General features: G+C 74.0%; 23 protein-coding genes. 7 read left to right on the top strand and 16 right to left on the bottom strand.

Annotation, left to right across the window (positions count from 1 at the left end; all coding sequences use genetic code 11):
• Positions 1-26: 26 nt before the first annotated feature.
• The 7 genes from rnc to ABD823_RS06725 form a co-directional block, all read right to left on the bottom strand.
• Positions 27-749, bottom strand: coding sequence for a ribonuclease III (gene rnc, locus ABD823_RS06755; protein ID WP_344857083.1), 723 nt, complete (start codon positions 747-749; stop codon positions 27-29).
• A 237-nt stretch (positions 750-986) separates the two neighbouring features.
• Entirely contained in the window at positions 987-1,166 is a 180-nt protein-coding gene (rpmF, locus tag ABD823_RS06750; RefSeq protein ID WP_068926486.1) for a 50S ribosomal protein L32, read from the bottom strand.
• 1 nt (position 1,167) lies between these two features.
• Positions 1,168-1,719, bottom strand: coding sequence for a YceD family protein (locus ABD823_RS06745; protein ID WP_344856984.1), 552 nt, complete (start codon positions 1,717-1,719; stop codon positions 1,168-1,170).
• 119 nt (positions 1,720-1,838) lie between these two features.
• The gene (coaD, locus tag ABD823_RS06740; protein WP_344856982.1) at positions 1,839-2,315 is read right to left on the bottom strand and encodes a pantetheine-phosphate adenylyltransferase; all 477 of its coding nucleotides are present in this window, start codon (positions 2,313-2,315) and stop codon (positions 1,839-1,841) included.
• A gap of 15 nt (positions 2,316-2,330) precedes the next feature.
• Entirely contained in the window at positions 2,331-2,900 is a 570-nt protein-coding gene (gene rsmD, locus ABD823_RS06735; protein ID WP_344856980.1) for a 16S rRNA (guanine(966)-N(2))-methyltransferase RsmD, read from the bottom strand.
• A gap of 440 nt (positions 2,901-3,340) precedes the next feature.
• Positions 3,341-5,512, bottom strand: a complete 2,172-nt coding sequence (gene recG / locus ABD823_RS06730; protein WP_344856978.1) for an ATP-dependent DNA helicase RecG — start codon at positions 5,510-5,512, stop codon at positions 3,341-3,343.
• Between the two features lie 79 nt (positions 5,513-5,591).
• Entirely contained in the window at positions 5,592-7,157 is a 1,566-nt protein-coding gene (locus ABD823_RS06725) for a DAK2 domain-containing protein (protein ID WP_344856976.1), read from the bottom strand.
• A 274-nt stretch (positions 7,158-7,431) separates the two neighbouring features.
• Between ABD823_RS06725 and rpmB the strand changes: the two genes are divergently transcribed.
• The 3 genes from rpmB (at position 7,432) to ABD823_RS06710 (ending at position 8,559) form a co-directional block, all read left to right on the top strand.
• The gene (gene rpmB / locus ABD823_RS06720; protein WP_344856974.1) at positions 7,432-7,617 is read left to right on the top strand and encodes a 50S ribosomal protein L28; all 186 of its coding nucleotides are present in this window, start codon (positions 7,432-7,434) and stop codon (positions 7,615-7,617) included.
• Between the two features lie 199 nt (positions 7,618-7,816).
• The gene (locus tag ABD823_RS06715) at positions 7,817-8,128 is read left to right on the top strand and encodes a hypothetical protein (RefSeq protein ID WP_344856972.1); all 312 of its coding nucleotides are present in this window, start codon (positions 7,817-7,819) and stop codon (positions 8,126-8,128) included.
• Positions 8,125-8,559 (top strand): PIN domain-containing protein, encoded by a 435-nt coding sequence (locus ABD823_RS06710; RefSeq protein ID WP_344856971.1) that lies wholly within the window; start codon positions 8,125-8,127, stop codon positions 8,557-8,559. Before ABD823_RS06715 ends, ABD823_RS06710 begins: the two co-directional genes overlap by 4 nt.
• A gap of 33 nt (positions 8,560-8,592) precedes the next feature.
• On the opposite strand, the gene thiD is transcribed toward ABD823_RS06710, so the two are convergent.
• The 3 genes from thiD to ABD823_RS06695 all read right to left on the bottom strand — a co-directional run bounded on the left by thiD (position 8,593) and on the right by ABD823_RS06695 (position 11,471).
• Positions 8,593-9,390 (bottom strand): bifunctional hydroxymethylpyrimidine kinase/phosphomethylpyrimidine kinase, encoded by a 798-nt coding sequence (thiD, locus tag ABD823_RS06705; RefSeq protein ID WP_344856969.1) that lies wholly within the window; start codon positions 9,388-9,390, stop codon positions 8,593-8,595.
• Positions 9,391-9,473: 83 nt separating this feature from the next.
• Positions 9,474-10,280, bottom strand: a complete 807-nt coding sequence (locus ABD823_RS06700) for a hypothetical protein (RefSeq protein ID WP_344856968.1) — start codon at positions 10,278-10,280, stop codon at positions 9,474-9,476.
• A gap of 93 nt (positions 10,281-10,373) precedes the next feature.
• Positions 10,374-11,471, bottom strand: a complete 1,098-nt coding sequence (locus tag ABD823_RS06695) for a thiamine-phosphate kinase (protein ID WP_344856966.1) — start codon at positions 11,469-11,471, stop codon at positions 10,374-10,376.
• Between the two features lie 51 nt (positions 11,472-11,522).
• On the opposite strand from ABD823_RS06695, the gene ABD823_RS06690 reads away from it, so the two are divergent.
• Together ABD823_RS06690 and ABD823_RS06685 are read left to right on the top strand one after the other, a co-directional pair.
• Positions 11,523-11,756 (top strand): Lrp/AsnC family transcriptional regulator, encoded by a 234-nt coding sequence (locus ABD823_RS06690; RefSeq protein WP_344856964.1) that lies wholly within the window; start codon positions 11,523-11,525, stop codon positions 11,754-11,756.
• A gap of 18 nt (positions 11,757-11,774) precedes the next feature.
• Positions 11,775-12,221: a DUF3515 domain-containing protein gene (locus tag ABD823_RS06685; RefSeq protein ID WP_344856963.1), complete on the top strand. Its 447-nt coding sequence runs from the start codon at positions 11,775-11,777 to the stop codon at positions 12,219-12,221.
• On the opposite strand, the gene ABD823_RS06680 is transcribed toward ABD823_RS06685, so the two are convergent.
• Genes ABD823_RS06680 through ABD823_RS06665 form a run of 4 tightly spaced genes read right to left on the bottom strand, consistent with a single transcriptional unit; the run spans position 12,204 to position 16,340 of the window.
• The gene (locus tag ABD823_RS06680) at positions 12,204-13,313 is read right to left on the bottom strand and encodes a D-alanine--D-alanine ligase family protein (RefSeq protein WP_344856961.1); all 1,110 of its coding nucleotides are present in this window, start codon (positions 13,311-13,313) and stop codon (positions 12,204-12,206) included. The genes ABD823_RS06685 and ABD823_RS06680 overlap by 18 nt on opposite strands.
• Before the next feature lie 50 nt (positions 13,314-13,363).
• The gene (locus ABD823_RS06675) at positions 13,364-14,581 is read right to left on the bottom strand and encodes a trans-sulfuration enzyme family protein (RefSeq protein ID WP_344856960.1); all 1,218 of its coding nucleotides are present in this window, start codon (positions 14,579-14,581) and stop codon (positions 13,364-13,366) included.
• Positions 14,582-14,589: 8 nt separating this feature from the next.
• On the bottom strand, positions 14,590-15,594 hold the full coding sequence (locus tag ABD823_RS06670) for an NAD(P)H-dependent glycerol-3-phosphate dehydrogenase (protein ID WP_344856958.1): 1,005 nt from the start codon (positions 15,592-15,594) through the stop codon (positions 14,590-14,592).
• Between the two features lie 20 nt (positions 15,595-15,614).
• Positions 15,615-16,340, bottom strand: coding sequence for a lysophospholipid acyltransferase family protein (locus ABD823_RS06665; protein WP_344856957.1), 726 nt, complete (start codon positions 16,338-16,340; stop codon positions 15,615-15,617).
• 69 nt (positions 16,341-16,409) lie between these two features.
• Between ABD823_RS06665 and cofC the strand changes: the two genes are divergently transcribed.
• The gene (gene cofC / locus ABD823_RS06660) at positions 16,410-17,063 is read left to right on the top strand and encodes a 2-phospho-L-lactate guanylyltransferase (RefSeq protein WP_344856955.1); all 654 of its coding nucleotides are present in this window, start codon (positions 16,410-16,412) and stop codon (positions 17,061-17,063) included.
• Between the two features lie 48 nt (positions 17,064-17,111).
• Here the strand turns inward: cofC and ABD823_RS06655 are convergent, their stop codons facing one another.
• Complete coding sequence (locus ABD823_RS06655; RefSeq protein WP_344856954.1) at positions 17,112-18,341, bottom strand: MFS transporter; 1,230 nt, start codon at positions 18,339-18,341, stop codon at positions 17,112-17,114.
• A gap of 81 nt (positions 18,342-18,422) precedes the next feature.
• On the opposite strand from ABD823_RS06655, the gene ABD823_RS06650 reads away from it, so the two are divergent.
• Positions 18,423-18,626: a hypothetical protein gene (locus ABD823_RS06650; RefSeq protein WP_344856952.1), complete on the top strand. Its 204-nt coding sequence runs from the start codon at positions 18,423-18,425 to the stop codon at positions 18,624-18,626.
• Between the two features lie 87 nt (positions 18,627-18,713).
• On the opposite strand, the gene ABD823_RS06645 is transcribed toward ABD823_RS06650, so the two are convergent.
• Positions 18,714-19,010, bottom strand: a complete 297-nt coding sequence (locus tag ABD823_RS06645; protein ID WP_344856951.1) for an HU family DNA-binding protein — start codon at positions 19,008-19,010, stop codon at positions 18,714-18,716.
• Positions 19,011-19,062 lie beyond the last annotated feature (52 nt).

Genomic DNA, 19,062 nt, shown 5'->3' with positions numbered 1-19,062 from the left:
CCTCCTGACCGGTCCCGGGACCGCCGTCAGTTCGCCGCCTCGCGCGCCTGCTGGGCGCTGCGGATGCGGTTCCAGGCGGCCTCGGCGGCCTGCTGCTCGGCCTCCTTCTTCGACCGGCCGGAGCCCGAGCCGTACTCCTCGCCGCCCAGCCGGACGGCCGCGGTGAAGGACTTGGCGTGGTCCGGGCCGCTCTCCTCGACGTGGTACTCGGGCACGCCGAGCGACTCCGAGGCGGTCAGCTCCTGCAGGGAGGTCTTCCAGTCGAGACCGGCGCCCAGCGAGGCCGAGCGGGTGATGAGCGGGTCGAAGAGCAGGTGGACGACGCGGAACGACTCGTCCAGGCCCTTGTCCACGTAGACCGAGCCGATGAGCGCCTCGAGCGTGTCGGCGAGGATCGAGGACTTGTCGCGCCCCCCGGTGCCCTCCTCGCCCCGGCCGAGCCGCAGGAAGCGGCCCAGGCCCAGGCCGCGCGCCACGTCGGCGAGGGCGCGCATGTTGACCACCGCGGCCCGCAGCTTGGCCAGCTGGCCCTCGGGCAGGTCGGGGTGGTTGCGGTAGAGCGTGTCGGTGACGACGAGCCCCAGCACCGAGTCGCCGAGGAACTCCAGGCGCTCGTTGGTGGGCAGGCCGCCGTTCTCGTAGGCGTAGGAGCGGTGGGTCAGCGCCCGCTCCAGGATCGCGACGTCCAGTCGCACGGACAGGAGCCGCTCCAGCTCGTCCCTCGCGGCCTCGACGGCCACCGGCTTCATGCTCGTCGCCACGTCTTCTTCTCCTCGCACGGTCGTTCGTGAATGCGCGATGGCGAAGGAAGCGAGACGAGAGATCGCCCGGATACTCCGAAGACGTGGTGGACGCCGGGAGGGTTCGTGTGCACGGACCCCGGCGTCCACCACGGCCGCGGACGGACCGCCATCGCAGGGCCGGACGGTGACGCCGGCCGGGGCCCGCGAGGGGCGCCCGGCCGGCATCCGTCAGTCAGAATGCGATCAGGCGGAGGGCTCGATCACCTGACGGCGGTTGTAGGTGCCGCAGGTCGGGCACGCCATGTGCGGACGCTTCGGCGAGCGGCACTGGGGGCAGCTCACGAGCGAGACCGCGGCGGCCTTCCACTGCGACCGGCGGGAGCGAGTGTTGCTCCGCGACATCTTGCGCTTGGGGACAGCCACGTCAGCTCTCCTGATCGTTGTTATGTTCCGGAACCAGACCCTGCAGCTTCGCCCAGCGTGCGTCGATCACCTCGTGACCGTGACCAGGCTCGGCGTCGGCCAGCCTGATCCCGCACTCCGCGCAGAGCCCGGCGCAGTCCTCACTGCAGAGCGGACTCAGCGGCAGTGTGAGCACCACCGCGTCGCGGAAGACCGGTTCGAGGTCGAGCAGGTCCCCGTCCAGGAGGAGGTCGTCCTCGGCCGCATCCTCAGCCGAGTAGAAGTACAGCTCCTGGAACGACACCTCGCTCACCGAGGTGATCGGCTCCAGACACCGTGCGCACTCCCCCCGCAGCGGGGAACGCGCCGTGCCCGTGACGAGCACGCCTTCCATGACCGCCTCGAGCCGGAGGTCCAGCTCGACATCGGCGTCCTTGGGGACACCGATCATGTCGACGCCGATCTCCGCCGGTGCCGGAAGAGTGAGGCGCAACTGCCGCATCGTCCCCGGTTGCCGCCCCAACTCGTGGGTGGAGACCACCCACGGGGCGCGGGGATCAAGGTGCAGAGTCATTCCGCTCTCATCAGGCATGGCGAATCACCGCCGTCGTGCAAGGCCGAAATAAGAGAATACCAGGGGTCTGCGAGCTCCGGACCGCCACGCTGCGGGGCGGAGCGCGCACGGACCGCGGCCTATCCCCTGAGCCTCTCGATGAGGCGCTCCTCGACGAGCTCGGGCACCAGGCCGCTCACGTCCCCGCCGTACCTGACGATCTCCTTGATCCGGCTGGAGGACAGGAACGACACCTCGGGCCCGGTCGCCATGAACAGCGTCTCGACCCCGGACATCCGGTAGTTGAGCTGGGCCTGCTGGAGCTCGTAGTCGAAGTCGCTGACCGCGCGCAGGCCCTTGACGATGGCCGGGATCTCCTGCTGTCTGCAGTAGTCCACCAGCAGGCCGTGGAATTTGTCCACGCGCACGTTGCCGTACTCCTTGGTCACGGTCTGGAGCATCTCGATGCGCTCCTCGACCGTGAACAGGCTCTTCTTCTCGATGTTGATCAGGACCGCGACGACGACCTCGTCGTACTGCCGGGAGGCCCGGCCGATGATGTCCAGATGACCGTTGGTGACGGGGTCGAAGGACCCCGGGCAGATCACGCGACGCAAGGCGAACCCCCAGGTTTACGGATTCCCGGCGGCGCGACCGTACCAAACGGACGCTTCGCCGTAACGACGGACCCTCTCCTCTTCGAATCCGTCCGGCCAGACCAGGTCCTTCCCCCTGCTCTCCCGCTCCACCGCCACCAGCGCGTCCTCGGCGAGCCAGCCCCCCGCGCGCAGCAGCCCCAGCACCGCGTCGACCTCCTCGGCCGCCACCGCGTACGGCGGGTCGGCGAACACGAAGTCGTACGGCTGCGCGGCGCCCCGGGCGAGCACCCGCTCCACCCGGTCGGCGGCCAGTTCGGCCCCCGGCAGCCCGAGCGAGGCGATGTTCGCCCGGATCGTCCGGACCGCCCTGGGGTCGGACTCCACCAGCAGCGCGTGGGCCGCCCCGCGCGAGAGCGCCTCCAGCCCGACCGCGCCGGAGCCGGCGTACAGGTCCATGACCCGGGCCCCGTCCAGCGGGCCGATCAGCGAGCCCACCGTGGAGAAGATCCCCTCCCTGGCCCGGTCGCTCGTGGGGCGGGTCCCCCGCCCCGGCGGCACGGCCAGCCTTCTTCCCCCTGCGACACCCGCGATGACTCGACTCACCCGTCCATTGTCCCGTGTCGTCTCCGGTGTCGCGGCCGAGCACATAACCGCAGGTCACAGGCTTTCCGGCGGGTCGCCATGGTCAAGAGTGGGCAAGCGGCGGCGACGAAAGCGCAAGGGTCGTTCCCCTGCGGCCCCCCGCCCTGCATGATGAGTGCTGCGGCCTTCGAATGACCCAGGGGAAGGCCGGCCGGCGTGATCGTGAGCCCTTCCGCACGCCGGTGCTCTCGGCACCTGACCCGAGAGCGGGCCCAGGCGGGGACGGCATTCGGGGGGAGGCCGTCCCCGCAACTGGGCCCGGGGATCCCGGCGCGCACCGTGCTCGGTCGCGGCGCAGGCCGCGAAGGACGCCCGGAACCCCGGCGGCACTCCGGCGGCGCCCCTCGCACGGGCCGCCTCTCCCGGCGCCCCGTCCGGGGAACCCTCTCACGCCTCCGCCCTCACGCCTTCTCCAGGTATTCGGCCCGCTCGTCGGCGAGCAGCCTTCCGATCTCCGCCCTCAGGGACGGATGCCCGGCCAGCTCCGGATCCGCGGCCAGCATCGCCTCGGCCTCCTCGCGGGCGGCCTCGATGACGTCCTCGTCCCGGAGCAGCCGCAGCATCTTCAGCGACGACCTGCGGCCCGACTGCGCCACTCCCAGCACGTCCCCCTCCCGGCGCTGCTCCAGGTCCACCCGGGACAGCTCGAACCCGTCCAGGGTCGCCGCGACCGCGGCGAGCCGCTCCCGGGCGGGCGTGCCCTGCGGCGCCTCGCTCACCAGAAGGCACAGTCCCGGCAGGCCGCCCCGGCCGACCCGGCCGCGGAGCTGGTGGAGCTGGGAGACGCCGAAGCGGTCGGCGTCCATGATGACCATGACCGAGGAGTTGGGCACGTCCACGCCGACCTCGATGACCGTGGTCGCCACCAGGACGTCGACCTCGCCCCGGGCGAAGGCCCGCATCACGGCGTCCTTCTCCTCCGGTGGCAGCTTGCCGTGGAGCACCGCCGTACGCAGCCCCTTCAGCGGCCCCTCGGCGAGCGCCTGCGCCATGTCCAGCACCGCCAGCGGCGGGCGCCGCTCGTCGTCGCCGCCCGCCAGGTCGCCCTCGTCGCCCTCCAGGTCGCCGATGCGCGGGCACACCACGTAGGCCTGCCTGCCGAGCTCGACCTCCTCCCGCACGCGGGCCCACGCCCGGTCGAGGAAGTGCGGCTTCTCGGCGGCGGGCACCACGTGCGTGCTGATCGGGGCGCGGCCGGCGGGCAGCTGCGAGAGCGTGGAGACGGTGAGGTCGCCGAAGACGGTCATCGCGACCGTGCGCGGGATCGGGGTCGCGGTCATGACCAGCACGTGCGGGCGCCCTCCGCCCGCCTTCTCGCGCAGGGCGTCGCGCTGCTCCACACCGAAGCGGTGCTGCTCGTCGACCACCACGAGCCCCAGGTCGGCGAACTGGACGCGCTCCTGGAGCACCGCGTGGGTGCCGACCACGATCCCGGCCGCGCCGGAGGCGGCGTCGAGCATCGCCGTACGGCGGGCCGCGGCGCCCAGCGACCCGGTCAGCAGGGCCACCGAGGTGCCGCCGAACATGCCGCCGGTCGCCAGGTCGCCGAGCATGGCGGTGATCGACCGGTGGTGCTGCTGGGCGAGCACCTCGGTGGGCGCGAGCAGGACGGCCTGGCCCCCCGCGTCGACGACCTGGAGCATGGCGCGCAGCGCCACCACGGTCTTGCCCGCGCCGACCTCGCCCTGGAGCAGCCGGTGCATGGGGTGCTCCCGCGCCAGGTCGGCCGCGATCTCCTCTCCCACGCTCCGCTGCCCCTCGGTCAGCTGGAACGGCAGCCGGGCGTCGAAGTCGGCCAGCAGCCCGTCGTCGCGCCGGGGCCGGGGGGTCGCCGCCCAGGACTCGGCGGCCGTCTTCCGCTGCAGCAGCACGGCCTGGAGCAGGAACGCCTCGTCGAACTTGAGCCGCTTGCGCGCCCGCGCCACGTCGGCGTGGTCGCGCGGCCGGTGGATCGCCAGCAGCGCCTCTGCCAGCCCGGGCAGCCCGTGCCGGGCCCGCAGGTCGGCCGGGAGGGGGTCCTCCAGCTCGCCCATGGTGTCGAGCACGACGCCCAGCGCCCGCCGGATCGCCCAGGGCGTGACGTCCTTGCCCGCCGGGTAGATCGGCACCAGCGCCGCGGCGAACTCCCCGGCGTCCTGCTCCGTCTCGTCGATCATCTCGAACTCGGGGTGCGACAGCTGCCACTTGCGCCGCTCGCCCTGGCCGAACGCCCCGACCTTCCCGGCGAACATGCCCCGGGCGCCCGGGCGCAGCCGCGTCTCGGCGATGTGCGAGGCCTTGCCGAAGAACGACAGGTAGATCCTGCTGCCGCGGCCGTCGACGACCTCGACCTCCAGCCAGGTGCCGCCCTTGTTCCGCATCGGCCTGCGCACGGCCTTGGTGACCTCGCCCACCACCGTGACGTGCTCGTCGACCCGCAGGTCGTCGAGGTCGGTCAGCTCGCCCCGCTGGGCGTAGCGCCGGGGGTAGTGCCGGAGCAGGTCTCCGACGGTGCGCAGGCCGAGGACGCTCTCCAGCAGCTTGGCCGTGCGGGGGTCCAGCACCTTGCCCGTCGGCTCGTCGAAGCTCGTCACGGCAGCTTTCTACCTTCTCCCGGGGACAGAATTCATCCGGCCGCGCCCGCCCGGCCGGCTCCGACCCCGGTCCGGCCGCTCATTCGACCCCGATGAGGAGCGGGTAGCCGCCCTGCCCGCCCTCGTACCGGACGACCTCGATGTCCGGGCGGGTGGCCGCCAGGTGGTCCTGCACGGCCCGCGCCAGCCCGTCCGGCGCGTCCGTGCCCTCCAGCAGGGTGACCAGCTCACTGCTCGTCGCGACCATGCGGTCGACGACCTGCAGCGCGGTCTGCACCAGGCCGGTGCCGACCAGCGCGGCGTCCCCGTCGATCACGCCGAGCACGTCGCCGGGGCCGACCAGGCCGGCGCTCGTCACGGCCTCGCGGTCGGCCACCCAGACGTGCCCGTGGCGGGTGTGCGCGGCCGCCTCGGTCATCGCGACGACGTCGTCGTCGAAGCGCCGGAGCGGGTCGTGCACGGCCAGCGCCGCCAGGCCCTGCACCGACGCCCGGGTGGGGATCACGCTCACCGCGATCCCCTCCTCGCGGGCGGTCTCCGCCGCGGCCGCCGCGACCTCCCTCGCCCCGCTGTCGTTGGGCAGCACCACGACCTCGGTGCCGGCCTCGCGGATCGCGGCCAGCACGGCGGCCCGCGGCGGGCCTGCGCCCGGCTCCCGGCGGACCACGACGGCTCCGGCCCGCTCGAACAGCGCGCCGAGGGCCGGTCCGGCCGCCACCGCGACCACGCCCCGCCCGCCCGCGGCCCGGTGGGTCCGGCCCGCCGCGGCCAGGTAGGCCACCCGGATCCGGTACGGCCTGCCGGCCCGGAGCCCGGCCTCGATCGCGGCTCCCGCGTCGGCCACGTGCACGTGCACGTTCCACAGGCCCTCGCCGCCCACGACCACCAGGCAGTCGCCGAGCCCGGCCAGCTCGCCGCGGAGCGCCTCCACGGCGCCGTCGTCGGCCTCCAGCAGGTACATCACCTCGTAGCCGGGCTCCCCCTCCGGCTCGGGCTCGATCCGGTGCGCCGGGGCGGGGATCCGCGGCGACCCGACGGAGGAGCCGGTGACCACCGCGGCGAGGCTCTCCAGGATGATCGTCAGGCCCGCCGCGCCCGCGTCCACCACGCCGTTGCGGGCCAGCACGTCCAGCTGGTCCGGAGTGCGCCGGAGCGCGGCGCGCGCCTCCTGGGCCGCCCGGCGCGCCACCGCGGCGAGGTCGCCCGGCAGGTCGCGCACCGCGGAGGCCACCGCGCCGAGCACGCTCAGCAGCGTGCCCTCGACCGGTTTCTCCACCGCGCCCCGGGCCAGCTCGGCGGCCCGCGCCAGGCCGTGCCCGAGATCGGCTCCCCGGCCCTCGGCCGTGCGCAGCACCTCGGCGAGGCCGCGCAGCGCCTGGCTGACGATGACCCCGGAGTTGCCGCGCGCGCCGATCAGAGCGCCCTGCACCAGGGTCCGCCAGGTGGTCGCCGCGTCGGCGCCGGGGGGCAGGCCGTCCAGCGCCTCGGCCGCAGAGAGCATGGTGAGGTGGAGGTTGGTGCCGGTGTCGCCGTCGGGGACCGGGAAGACGTTGAGCGCGTCGATCTCCTCCCGGACCCGGCCGAGTGTCTCCGCGGCCAGCCGCGACCACCGGCGGACCGCCGGCGGGTCGAACACCTCCAGCATGCCTGCCCTTTCGTGCCTGCGGGCCCGTCCGGCCGCGTCCCGGCGGCCGCGCCGCCCCGCCGCGGCCAGGCCCCGTCCCCCGCGGCCCGCCGTCCCGGCCTCCGGGATGCGCTACGGTTGTCTTTTGGAGATTATCCCGTTCGACTGGCCGTGACAGCTCGCGTTGGCAGGCAGGGCCAGGCATCGGATATCCTCGTTTGGCCAGCCGGTCGTCCCGGCATGCCCGATGACCGCCAAGCGGATCGGGTCTCTCGACTGATCTAAGGAGCGAACCGTGGCTTCCGTCTGCGACGTCTGCGCCAAGAAGCCGATCTTCGGCAACAACATCTCCCACTCGCACCGCCGCACCCGTCGCAGCTGGACTCCGAACATCCAGCCGGTGCGCGCCGTGGTGAACGGCACGAAGAAGCGGCTCAACGTGTGCACCTCCTGCCTGAAGGCCGGCAAGGTCACCCGCTAGTCCAGGCTCCCGGACAGCCCGCCGCCCTCCGCGAGGGCGGCGGGCTTCCTGCTTTTCCGGGCACGTCTGCGGCCCGCTCGGGGCGTGCCCCGCGCGCGCTCCGACCGCGCCACCGGCCGCCGGTCAACGGAACAGCTCCGGGCCGACATGTTTTCGCAACATGTTTGTCCGACGCAGCGTGACTCTCTATCGTCGCAGCGTGACCATCACCTGCCTGCCTCGCGGCCCCGTGCGCGACGTGACCAAGAAGATCGGCGTCGACCTCCCCGATGACCTGTACCGGTGGATGCAGGGCGAGGTCAGAGCCGGTCGCGCCCCGTCCATCTCCGGGCTGATCTCGGAGGTCGTCGAGCACCAGCGCAGCCGCGCGGAGCTGTCCGCGCTCCTGGCCGACCTCAAGGCGGAGTTCGGCGAGCCCTCGGCGGAGAGCCGCAAGCGCGTCGACGAGGCCGTCCACGCGCTGCGCACCATCCAGGAGGCCGGGGCGTCCGCCCTGGGGGTCCGGGCGTGACGCGGTCCGAGGGGCTGCGGCGCTTCGTGTTCGACTCCGGCGCCCTGATCGGGCTCGAGCGGGGCCACCCCGACGTGATCGAGGCGCTGGAGCGCATCCTCGCCGGCGAGGTGGAGGGCGTCGTACCCCGCACCGTGCTGGCCGAGGTCGGTCGCGGCGGGGCCCGGCAGACCCGGTTGGCCGCGGCGTTCAACCGCGCCCAGCGGATCCGCCACGGCTCGCTCGTGATCGACGAGCTGACCCCCGAGCGCGCGGTCCAGATCGGCCGGAAGATCGGCGAATGCGGTCACGACGACGTGGTCGACGTGAACGTCGCCCTGTGCGCCCGCAGTTCCCCCTCGGGAGTCGTCGACGCCATCGTGCTCACCGACGACCGCGCGGGGATCACCCGGGTCGACCGCGAGCTGGAGCACGTGATCATCGACGTCTGAGACCGCCCCGGCCCGGAGGCCGGGGCGGGCGGGTCAGGCGCGCCCGCGCCAGGCGTGGTCCACCGGGCCGATGCCCGCCCCCAGTGCGAACCCCCGGGCGATCGCGCCCGTGACGTACTCCTTGGCCTGCCGCACGGCGGACGGGACGTCCTCGCCGAGGGCCAGGTGCGAGGCGATGGCCGAGGCCAGGGTGCAGCCGGTGCCGTGGGTGTGGCGGTTGTCGTGCCGCTCGGCGGTGAAGCGGAACTCCCGGTCGCCGTCGGTCAGCAGGTCCACCGGGGCGCCCGGCAGGTGACCGCCCTTGACCAGCACCCAGGCGGGGCCGAGCGCCAGGACCGCCTCCGCGGCCCGGCGCATGTCCCTCTCCTCCTCGACCTTCACCCCGGTGAGCTGGGCCACCTCCCACAGGTTGGGGGTGACCACGGTGGCCACGGGCAGCAGCCGCGACTTCACGGTGTCCACCGCCTCCGGGGCCAGCAGGGCGTCCCCGTGCTTGGAGACGCCGACCGGGTCCACCACGACCGGGGCGTCCACCCCGGCCAGCACCTCGGCGACGGTCTCCACCAGCACGGCCGAGGCCAGCATCCCGGTCTTGATCGCCTGAGCTCCGATGTCGCCGAGCACCGAGTCGAGCTGGGCCCGCACCGCCTCGGGCGGGAGCTCCCAGTAGCCCTGGACGCCCAGCGAGTTCTGGGCCGTCACCGCGGCGATGACGCTCATGCCGTGCACACCGAGGGCGAGCATGGTCTTCAGGTCGGCCTGGATGCCCGCGCCGCCGCCGGAGTCGGAACCGGCGACGGTCAGCACGCGGGGAGGGGACGAAACGGTCATGGCTCTCATCCAACCAGCTTCCGGCCGGGTGTGGGGCGCCGCGGATCCGGCCGGGGAGGAGACCGCGCGAGGCGGCCGGCGGCTCAGTCCCGGCCTCCCCCGCCGAGGAACGGCAGCGGGAGCGGGAGCTTGTGGGGCTGCCTCGTGGGGCTGGGCGAGGGCCGCGCCGCGCTCTCGGGTGCGGGCGTCGAGGTGGCCGCGGGCGCCTGCGCCGTCGGAGTGGCGGTCCGGGTGGCCGGTGCGGCGTGGTCGTCGGCGGCCGACAGTCCGCCGGCCGGCTCGTCCGGCTGCGGACCGTCCTCGTCGAGCGCCGGCGGGCCGTCGTCGAAGACCTTCCGGGTGGTCTCCGGCGCGGGGCGGGACTTCGGCGTGCGGCTCGGCCGCGGGCGGTCGGTCGTCTTCGCGGGTGAGGAGGGCTTCGCCGTCTGCCCGCGCTCCGGCTCGGAGGGCTCGGTCCCCGGGGTGCCCGAGGGGTCCGTTTCCTCACCGGAGGCGCCCTCGGGCGGCCGGGTGGCGTCCTCGGCCGGCGAGGGCCGGTCCGACGCCGCCGCGCACTGCCCCGGCGGGCAGTCGGGGGCCGGTCCCGCCGCGTCCTTCCACGCCTGGACGCCGGCGACGGTGCCGCCCATCATCGCGACCGCGGCGGTGGCGGCGAGCAGCGCGGCCCTGGCCGGCACTCCGGAGCGCCGCCGGGCCTCGGACCGGGGCTCCTCCGGGGACCCGTCCCGCCGCTCCCCCCGGAGGGGGACGGTGTCCGCCGACTGCTCGGGACGGAGCCGGCGCCCGATCGGCTCGTCCCCGCCGACCGACAGCGGAGCGGTGCCCGGCTCGGGGCGTCCACCGTGCTGGAGAGGTTCCTCCCCCTCCGCTCCGTGACTACCCACTGTCACCTCTTTTTTCCTCAGGAAGTCGACCGGGCATCTTCATACCATTTCAGTAAATAATTGTCACAATTTTCACGGATGCCATGAGAACGCGACCGGTCAGTCGCGGAAGTGATCCCAGCCGCCGTGTCCCGGCGGGCGTCCTCTCACCTGGACGCCCTCGCCTCCGGTGACCCTCCCGACCCGGGTCCAGACGGGCGGGAGCCGTACGCCGGGAGGGAAGGCCGCGGCGAGGGCGTGGTCGTCGCCGCCGGTGAGGATCCACTCCAGCGGGTCCGTCCCGAGCAGGCGGGCGGCGGCCTCCAGCTCCGGGGGGACGGCGAAGGCCGCGGGGTCGAGCACGATCCCCACTCCGCTGGCGTGTGCGACATGGCCCAGATCCTGCAGCAGACCGTCGCTGACGTCCAGCATCGCGGTGGCGCCCAGCTCGGCCGCCTGGACACCGCAGGGATAGGGCGGGCGCGGGCGGCGGTGCGCGTCCACCAGCGCCGCCAGCGCCACCGGGGCCGCCTCCCCCGAGTCCGGGTCCTCCGCCCCCGCGGATGCCGGGACGCCGGCCGCCCCCGCGGGCCCGGCAGCAGGTCTGGCGGCGGACCCGGCCCCGCCCGGGCGCGCCCCGGCTCCGGCCGCCCCCGGTACGGCCCGGCCGTCGCGGAGCAGGGCGAGTCCGGCGGCGGCGTGCCCGAGCCGCCCCGCCACCGCGACCACGTCGCCCTCGCGCGCTCCCGAGCGGGTGACCGGGGCCCGCCCGCCCAGGTCGCCGAGTGCGGTGACGCCGATCACGACCAGCTCGCAGCGGGTGGTGTCGCCGCCCACGACGCTGGCCCCCACCAGGGCGCACTCGTCGCGGAAGCCGTCGGCGAGGTCGTCCAGCCATCCGGCGGGGGTGTCGGCGGGCAGTCCCAGGCCGACCACGATTCCGGTGGGGTCGGCGCCCATGGCCACGACGTCGGAGAGGTTCTGGGCCGCGGCTTTTCGTCCGATATCGTAAGCAGTGGACCAATCCCGACGGAAATGTCGATTTTCGAGTAATAAGTCCGTTGTCACCACGACCCGGCCGTCGGGCGCGCCCACCAGCGCCGCGTCGTCCCCGGGGCCCAGCAGGACGGTCCGGCCCTGCGGCAGACGCCCGGCGATACGCGCGACGATTCCGAATTCGCCGAGATCTCCGACTGTGATGACACACCTCCCGTTCATCACAGGGTACGGTGGCCCTCCGGCACTGATCCAATCGCCCGGGAGGACGTGATGGTGCAGGCCTACATCCTGATCCAGACCGAAGTCGGCAAGGCCGCCGAGGTGGCACGCCAGATCTCCTCGATCACCGGTGTCACGCAGGCGGAGGACGTCACCGGCCCCTACGACGTGATCGTGCGCGCGGAGGCCCGGAACGTGGACGAGCTCGGCAAGCTCGTGGTCGCGCAGATCCAGGCGGTGGAAGGGATCACGCGCACGCTCACGTGCCCCATCGTCCACATCTGATCCGCGGGAGAAGGGAAGATGTCGCTCCGGTTCGCTCGTCGGGCGGGCTGCGCCTGCGTCCTGCTGGCCCTGGCCGGATGCGGCGGCGCGGTCCGGGTGGACCCGCCCGCCCCGGAGCCCTCGGCCGCGGCCGCCTGCCGGACGCTCGCCGGACGGCTCCCCCGGGTGCTCGACGGGGCCGAGCGGACGGAGTCGACCCCCGCCTCGCCGTACGTCGCGGTCTGGGGAGGCGGCGAGATCACACTGCGCTGCGGGGTGCCCCGCCCGGTGAACATGAACGCCACCGACCAGGTGCCGGTGATCAACGACGTGGCGTGGTTCCAGGACCCCGGCAGGCCGCTGCTGTACACCTCGGTCGCCCGGGCGGCCCACGTCGAGGTGACCGTGTCCCGCGAGCACGTCCCGGAGAACGTGCTCGCCGACCTCGCGGCCCCGATCACCGCCGCGCTACCGCAGACCGGGTGAGCGCTCCAGCGCCAGGCGGATCAGCCGGTCCACCAGCTCGGGGTACGGCACGCCGCTGGCCTCCCACAGCTGCGGAGCGGCCGACATCGCGGTGAAGCCCGGCATGGTGTTGATCTCGTTGACGATCAGCCGCCCGTCCGGGGTGTAGAAGAAGTCCACCCGCGCCAGCCCCTCGCAGCCCAGCGCCTCGAACGCGCGCACCGCCATGGCCCGCAGGTCCTCGGCCGCCTCACCGGGCAGGTCCGCGGGCACGACCAGGGACATGTCGTCGCCGACGTACTTGGCCTCGAAGTCGTAGAACTCGTGGTCGCCGTGGACCAGGATCTCGCCCGGCAGGCTGGCCCGCGGCGGCTCGTCGCCCGGGGACTCCAGCACCGCGCACTCGATCTCCCGGCCGGCGATCGCCGCCTCCACCAGCACCTTGGGGTCGTGCTCGCGGGCGAGCTCCACGGCCCGCTCCAGCTCCGCCGGGTCCGAGGCCTTGGAGATGCCCTGGCTGGACCCGGCCCGGGCCGGCTTGACGAAGACCGGCCAGCCGAGCTCCTGGACCTCCTTGAGGACCCGGTCGCGCTCGGTCCGCCAGTCGCGGTCGCGGATCGTGACGTACGGCCCGACCGGCAGGCCCGAGGCCGCCAGCAGCATCTTCATGTAGGACTTGTCCATGCCGACCGCGCTGGCCAGCACCCCGGAGCCGACGTAGCGGACCCCGGCCATCTCCAGCAGCCCCTGGATCGTGCCGTCCTCGGCGAACGGGCCGTGCATGACCGGGAAGACCACGTCCACCGTGCCGAGCTCGACGGGGATGTCCCCCGGCTCGTAGGCGACCAGCGAGTTCCCCCCGGACGGCAGCGCCAGCTCCGCGCCGCCGGCATCGACGGCAGGCAGCTCGCCGCTCTCGATCGCGTAGCGCTGGCCGGAGGAGGCGAGCACCCACCGCCCGTCCTTGGCGATCCCGATCGGGATCACCTCGTACTTGGACCGGTCGATGACCTCCAGCACGCTGCCCGCACCGAGGATGGAGACGGCGTGCTCGGAGTTTCGGCCGCCGAAGAGGATCGCGACCCGCGGCCGGGACGTGTGCTGCTCGCTCATGATGACCGAATGTACCCCCTCTGGGGGGTGAATCCGGTTGTCAGACGCGCCTATCTCCCCGCGGCGAGCAGGGAGTCGAGCGCCCGGGTGACATCCACGATGAGGTCCTCGGCGTCCTCCAGGCCGATCGAGAAGCGCACCGCTCCCGCCTCGTCCGCCCTCCCGTCCCCTGTGCCGCCGCCGCCCCTGCGGTGGCCGAGTGAGGCCGCGTGCGCGACCTTGGTGCGCGTGCCGCCCGCCGAGGAGGCGGCGGAGACGAGCCGGAGCGCCCCGGTCAGCCGGGCGGCCGCCTCCTGGCCGCCGTGCGGGACGACCGTCACGCAGGCGCCGTACCGGGTGCCCTCGGGCCCGGAGTCGAACAGGTGCCTGGCCAGCCGGTGGCCGGGGTGGTGGGGCAGGCCGGGGTAGTCGACCCGGCGGACCGCGGGGTGCTTGGCCACGGCCGCGGCGAACACCATCGCGGTGGAGCACATGCGGCGCACCCGCAGCGGCAGCGTCTCCAGCCCGCGGCGGAGCAGGAATGCCTCGTCGGGGGAGAGCTCGGCCCCGGTGTCGGCGCGGACCGCGCGGAGCCGCGCGACCAGGTCGGGCCGGCCCACGACGATCCCTCCGGTGCAGTCGTCGTGCCCGCCGAGGTAGGTGGACGCGGAGTGGAGCACGAGGTCGGCGCCGTGCTCCAGCGGGCGGCACACCACCGGCGTGGCGTAGGTCGAGTCCACCACCAGCAGGGCCCCGGCGCCGCGCGCGATCCGGTAGAGGCCGCGGATGTCGGCCACGGCCGCCGCCTGGGTGGAGATCGTCTCCGCGTATATGATCTTCGTGCTCCGCCGGACCGCCGCGCTCACCCGGCCCAGGTCGGCGTAGTCGACGAAGTCCGCGCTCACCCCGAACCTCGACAGCACGTTCGTCAGGAGCGAGTGGGTCCCGCCGTCGACCGGGACGGGGGCGACGACGTGCGCCCCGGAGCGCAGGAAGGTCATCAGCACCGTGTTGACCGCGGCCCGGCCCGAGGAGAACGCCTGCCCGGCGACGTCCTCCGGCGCGGCCGCGCCCTCCAGGGAGGCCACCGCCGCCGCGAAGGCCGCGGTCGTCGGGTTGTCGATCCGGTCGCCCGCCGCCTGCGCCGCGGCCTCCGCGGCGCCGCCGCCCGGACCTGCGGAACCCCACGCGGAGCTGCGCCACACCGGCAGGCCGAGCGGGCTGCGCTGGGGCGCGGCCGGGACCGGCAGATGCGCCGAGCGGGTGTTCTCCCCCCGCTGCCTGCGCATGCCGGGATTCATCCGTACCGCTCGGGCTTGGGGGTGCGGGACATCAGCAGCATCGCTGCCTCCCCGGGCGGCATGCCGTCATGGACGACGGCCACCACGACCTCGGTGATCGGCATCTCCACGTCGTGCTTTCTGGCCAGTTCGAGGACCGACTCGCAGGACTTGACCCCTTCGGCGGTCTGCTTGGTGGCGGCGACGACCTCGGCCAGGGTCATGCCCCGCCCCAGATTCTCACCGAAGGTACGGTTCCGGGACAACGGTGAGGTGCAGGTCGCCACCAGATCGCCCATGCCCGCCAGCCCGGCGAACGTGTGGGGGTCGGCGCCGAGCGCCGCGCCGAGCCGGGAGATCTCCGCCAGGCCGCGCGTCATGAGCGTCGCCGCGACGTTGTCGCCCATCCCCATGCCCGTGGCGACCCCGACCGCCAGCGCGATCACGTTTTTGACCGCCCCGCCGAGCTCCACGCCCACCACGTCGGGGTTGGTGTAGGCCCGGAACGACGGCAGGTGGCAGGCCGCCTGGAGGCGCTCCATGGCCTTCTCGTCCGGGCAGGCCACCACCGTCGCGGCGGGCTGGCCGCGGACGATCTCGCCGGCGAGGTTCGGGCCGGAGACCACCGCGACCCGCTCCGGCGGCACCTCGGCCACCTCGCGGATCACCTCGCTCATCCGCTTGGCGGTGCCGAGCTCGATGCCCTTCATCAGGCTCACCAGGACGGCGCCGGAGGGCAGATCGGGCTTCCAGACGGCCAGGTTGGCCCGGAGCGTCTGGGAGGGCACGGCCAGCACCACGAAGTCGGCGCCGTCGAGCGCCTCGGCGGGGTCGGTGGTGGCGCGCAGCGTGCTGGGCAGTTCGACCCCCGGCAGGTAGTCGGGGTTCTCATGACGGCGGTCGATCGCCTCGACGACGTCCGCGCGCCGGCCCCACAGGGTCGTCCGGGTGCCCGCGTGGGCGAGGATCATCGCGAACGTCGTGCCCCATGAGCCCGTCCCGAACACGGCAGCCTTGGTCATTCCCACACCGTACGCCGAACTCAGCCGTGAGCGGGTCTCTTGAACGGGGCGTCCGGCGCCTTCTCCCCGCGCAGCTCGGCGAGCTGCGCGGTGATCGCCGCCATGATGTCGGCGGTCGCCGCGCGCAGCACCTCGGCCTGGGGCGGCCGCCCGTCCGCTCCGCCGCGGTACTTCGACAGGTCGACCGGGGGGCCGACCTGCACGCGGAAGGTCTTGCGGGGGAACAGGCGGGGGCGCTTGCTGCCGTACGGGAGGATCTCCTGGGCTCCCCAGTGCGCCACCGGGATCACCGGCACGCCGGTCTCCAGGGCCAGCCGTGCGGCCCCGGTCTTGCCCTCCATCGGCCAGAAGTCCGGGTCGCGGGTGCACGTGCCCTCGGGGTAGAACATCACGCACGCGCCCTCGGCGACGCGCTCCTGCGACGCCTCCAGCGAGCGGACCGCCTCGGCGCTGCCCCGGTGGACCGGGATCGCCCGCATCGCCCGCGCCAGCTGCCCGATCACCGGCACCTTGAAGATCCCGGACTTGGCCAGCACCACCGGCCAGCGCCCGTTGTTGTACAGGAAGTGCGCGATCAGGAAGGGGTCCACCCACGACAGGTGGTTGGTCGCCACGATGATCGCGCCCTCGCGTGGCAGCCGCTCCCCGTTCCGCCAGTCCTTCTTGACCAGCAGCCACGAGAGCGGCTTGACGATCACGACGGCCACGGCCACCCAGAAGCGGGTCGGCCACCCAGGGCGTCTCATGAGTCCTCCATACGCGCGGGGGGACGCCCGGCGGACCTCCCGGTTGGCTTCCGGGACCGCCGAGGCGGGATGCTTAAGGGTATGCCTCCCGAGAACGCGGGCTGGAGTCTCGTCGTCCCCGTCAAGACGCTGGTCGCCGCCAAGACCCGGCTGACCGAGGCCGCGGGCCCGCACCGCGCCGCGCTGGCCGTGGCGATCGCCTGCGACACCGTCGAGGCCGCCCTGCGGTGCGCCCTCGTCTCCCGCGTCGTGGTGGTGACGGGCGATCCGGTGGCGGCCGGGGCGCTGTCCGGGGTGGGCGCCCGCGTGGTCGGCGACCCGGAGGCCGGGCTCAACGCGGCGCTGCGCCACGGCGCCCGCGAGGCCGTACGGCTGGCGCCCGGCGAGGCGGTCGGCGCGCTCCAGGCCGACCTGCCCGCCCTGCGCCCCGCCGAACTGGCGCGCGTGCTGGCCGCCGCGGCGGAGTTCGACCAGGCCTTCCTGCCGGACGCCGCCGAGGTCGGCACGACCTTCTACGGGGTACGGCCCGGCGTACCGTTCGCCCCGGGCTTCGGCGGCCCCTCCCGCGAGCGCCACCTGGGCCGCGGCGCCAAGGAGCTCTGCCTGGCGGGGGTCGACTCGGTGCGCCGGGACGTGGACACCCCCGACGACCTGCGGGCGGCCCTCGCGCTGGGCACCGGCCCCCGCACCGCCGAGGTGGCCCGGCTCATCGCGGGCGCCTGACCGCCCGTCGCGGGCCCCGGCCCCGCGCCGCGGCCACCGCCCGGCCGCTCATCGCAGCCGCCTGACCGTGGAGCCGAGCAGGACCGGAAGGTGCGCGACCGCGATGCCGGCCGCTGCGGCCCACAGGGCGGCGTGCGCGCCGAACCGCTCCCCCAGCACCCCGCCGAGCAGGCCGCCGAGCGGCGCCGCCCCCCACATCAGGAAGCGCATGCTGGCGTTCATCCGGCCGAGCAGGTGCTCCGGGGTGATCCGCTGCCGGTAGCTGAGCTGGTTGACGCCGAAGACCGCGCCGCCCACGCCGTTGAGCACGCAGCCGAGCGGGTACAGCGCCAGCCGCCAGCCCTCCCCGGCCAGGGGGATGAGGAGGACCGCCACGGCGGCCAGGGCGGCTCCGCCGTACATGGCGCGGCCGGCTCCGAACCGGGCGGCGGCCCGGGGGGCGAGGACCGCCCCGGCCAGCCCGCCGGCGACGGAGCCGGCCACCAGCAGGCCGTAGACGCCCGGCCCGACGCCGAGCGTCCGGAGCAGGAAGACCGGCTGGGCGACGGCCCAGATCCCGTTGCAGAGCATGACCAGCGCGCCGACCGCGGCGAGGCGGCGCAGCACCGGGTGGCCGGCCACGTACCGCACGCCCTCGGCCACCTCCTCGGTGAGCCTGCGCCGGGCCGCGGCGGGCGCCGGGGTCTCCGCCACGCGGACGCCGCCGAGCAGCAGCGCCGAGACCAGGTAGCTGACCGCGTCGGCGAGCAGGGTGACCGGCGCGGTCAGCACCTGCACCAGCCAGCCGCCCAGGGCGGGGCCGGACAGCGCCGCCGTGCCGCGCAGCGTCTCCAGGGCGCCGTTGCCCCGCAGCAGGTCCTCCTTGCCGACCAGCGCGGGCAGGAAGCTCATGTGGGCGACGTCGAACAGGAGCGAGCCCAGGCCGAGGAGGAGCGCGACGACGTAGAGCTGGGGCAGGGTGAGCGCGTCCAGGGCGGCGGCGACCGGGACGGAGAGCAGGGCCGCGCCCCGGAGCAGATCGCTCCAGATCATGATCGGGCGGCGGCGGAGCCGGTCCGCCCACACCCCGGCGGGCAGCCCGAGGATCAGGAAGGCGGCCGTCTCCGCGGCGGTGAGCAGGCCGAGGTGGAACTCGCCCGCGTCCAGGGTGAGCAGCGCGACCATCGGCAGCGCCACGAGGGTGATCTGGGTGCCGAACTGGCTGATCGCGTCGGCGCCGAGGAACAACCGGAACGACCGGTCCCGCCACATCCCCGTGCTCTGGTCCCGGGTGCGCATGGCCAGGCATGATCGCGGCCCGTCCGCGGCCGGGTCAACCCGTTTTCCGCCGCGCCGGGCGGGGCCGGTTAGGGTGGGGGCGTGCAGGCGACGGTGAAGACCTTCGACCCCGCGAGCCGATCCGGGTCGGTGTTCCTGGACGACGGGACCGAGGTGCCGTTCGGCGCCGAGGCGTTCGACGCCGGGCCGCTCCGGCTGCTCAGGTCGGGCCAGCGGGTGAACATCCTCCTGGACGGCGGCCGCGTCACCTACGTCACGCTCTCGACGTTCCCGCTCCCCGGCTGACGACGGCCGGGGCCGTCCCGCCGGACCCGGGCACGGACGAGGCCCGGTCCTCCGCGGAGGAACCGGGCCCCGGTGCGCGTGTCCTGGTTACTTCTTCGCCGCCTTCTTGCCGCCCTCGTTCACGAGCTCCTTGAAGTCGGACCCCGGGCGGAACTTCGGCGCCCAGCTCTCTGCCACCTTGATCTCGGCGCCGGTGGAAGGGTTCCTTGCCGTACGGGCCGGCTTGTGGGCCATCTCGAAGGCACCGAACCCCGTGATGGAGACCTTGTCCCCACTGGCGACGGCCTTCTGGATCGTGTCGAGGACGGCGTTCACGGCCTCGGTGGCCGTCTTCTTGTCGCCCACCCGATCCGCGATGGCGTCGACGAGTTCTTTCTTGTTCATAAGATTGTCCCTTGTTGCCGATGTCCGGGAGTGGGTCTCAAGACAGGAAGCC

The organism is Planomonospora alba (genome assembly GCF_039534085.1).
Taxonomy (GTDB): domain Bacteria; phylum Actinomycetota; class Actinomycetes; order Streptosporangiales; family Streptosporangiaceae; genus Planomonospora_B; species Planomonospora_B alba.
Note: the sequence above shows the minus strand (reverse complement) of the source record. Positions and strands in the feature narration are given on the sequence as shown.

What these genes read in the sequence shown, in the direction of transcription:
- ABD823_RS06680 (WP_344856961.1), bottom strand. Translation starts at nt 13,313, where the DNA reads ATGAGCGAGCAGCACACGTCCCGGCCGCGGGTCGCGATCCTCTTCGGC.
- ABD823_RS06655 (WP_344856954.1), bottom strand. Translation starts at nt 18,341, where the DNA reads ATGCGCACCCGGGACCAGAGCACGGGGATGTGGCGGGACCGGTCGTTC.
- thiD (WP_344856969.1), bottom strand. Translation starts at nt 9,390, where the DNA reads ATGACCGTTTCGTCCCCTCCCCGCGTGCTGACCGTCGCCGGTTCCGAC.
- ABD823_RS06695 (WP_344856966.1), bottom strand. Translation starts at nt 11,471, where the DNA reads ATGAACGGGAGGTGTGTCATCACAGTCGGAGATCTCGGCGAATTCGGA.
- ABD823_RS06675 (WP_344856960.1), bottom strand. Translation starts at nt 14,581, where the DNA reads ATGCGCAGGCAGCGGGGGGAGAACACCCGCTCGGCGCATCTGCCGGTC.
- ABD823_RS06745 (WP_344856984.1), bottom strand. Translation starts at nt 1,719, where the DNA reads ATGACTCTGCACCTTGATCCCCGCGCCCCGTGGGTGGTCTCCACCCAC.
- ABD823_RS06690 (WP_344856964.1), top strand. Translation starts at nt 11,523, where the DNA reads ATGGTGCAGGCCTACATCCTGATCCAGACCGAAGTCGGCAAGGCCGCC.
- ABD823_RS06725 (WP_344856976.1), bottom strand. Translation starts at nt 7,157, where the DNA reads ATGCTGGAGGTGTTCGACCCGCCGGCGGTCCGCCGGTGGTCGCGGCTG.
- ABD823_RS06670 (WP_344856958.1), bottom strand. Translation starts at nt 15,594, where the DNA reads ATGACCAAGGCTGCCGTGTTCGGGACGGGCTCATGGGGCACGACGTTC.
- rnc (WP_344857083.1), bottom strand. Translation starts at nt 749, where the DNA reads ATGAAGCCGGTGGCCGTCGAGGCCGCGAGGGACGAGCTGGAGCGGCTC.
- cofC (WP_344856955.1), top strand. Translation starts at nt 16,410, where the DNA reads ATGCTTAAGGGTATGCCTCCCGAGAACGCGGGCTGGAGTCTCGTCGTC.
- ABD823_RS06645 (WP_344856951.1), bottom strand. Translation starts at nt 19,010, where the DNA reads ATGAACAAGAAAGAACTCGTCGACGCCATCGCGGATCGGGTGGGCGAC.
- ABD823_RS06685 (WP_344856963.1), top strand. Translation starts at nt 11,775, where the DNA reads ATGTCGCTCCGGTTCGCTCGTCGGGCGGGCTGCGCCTGCGTCCTGCTG.
- ABD823_RS06665 (WP_344856957.1), bottom strand. Translation starts at nt 16,340, where the DNA reads ATGAGACGCCCTGGGTGGCCGACCCGCTTCTGGGTGGCCGTGGCCGTC.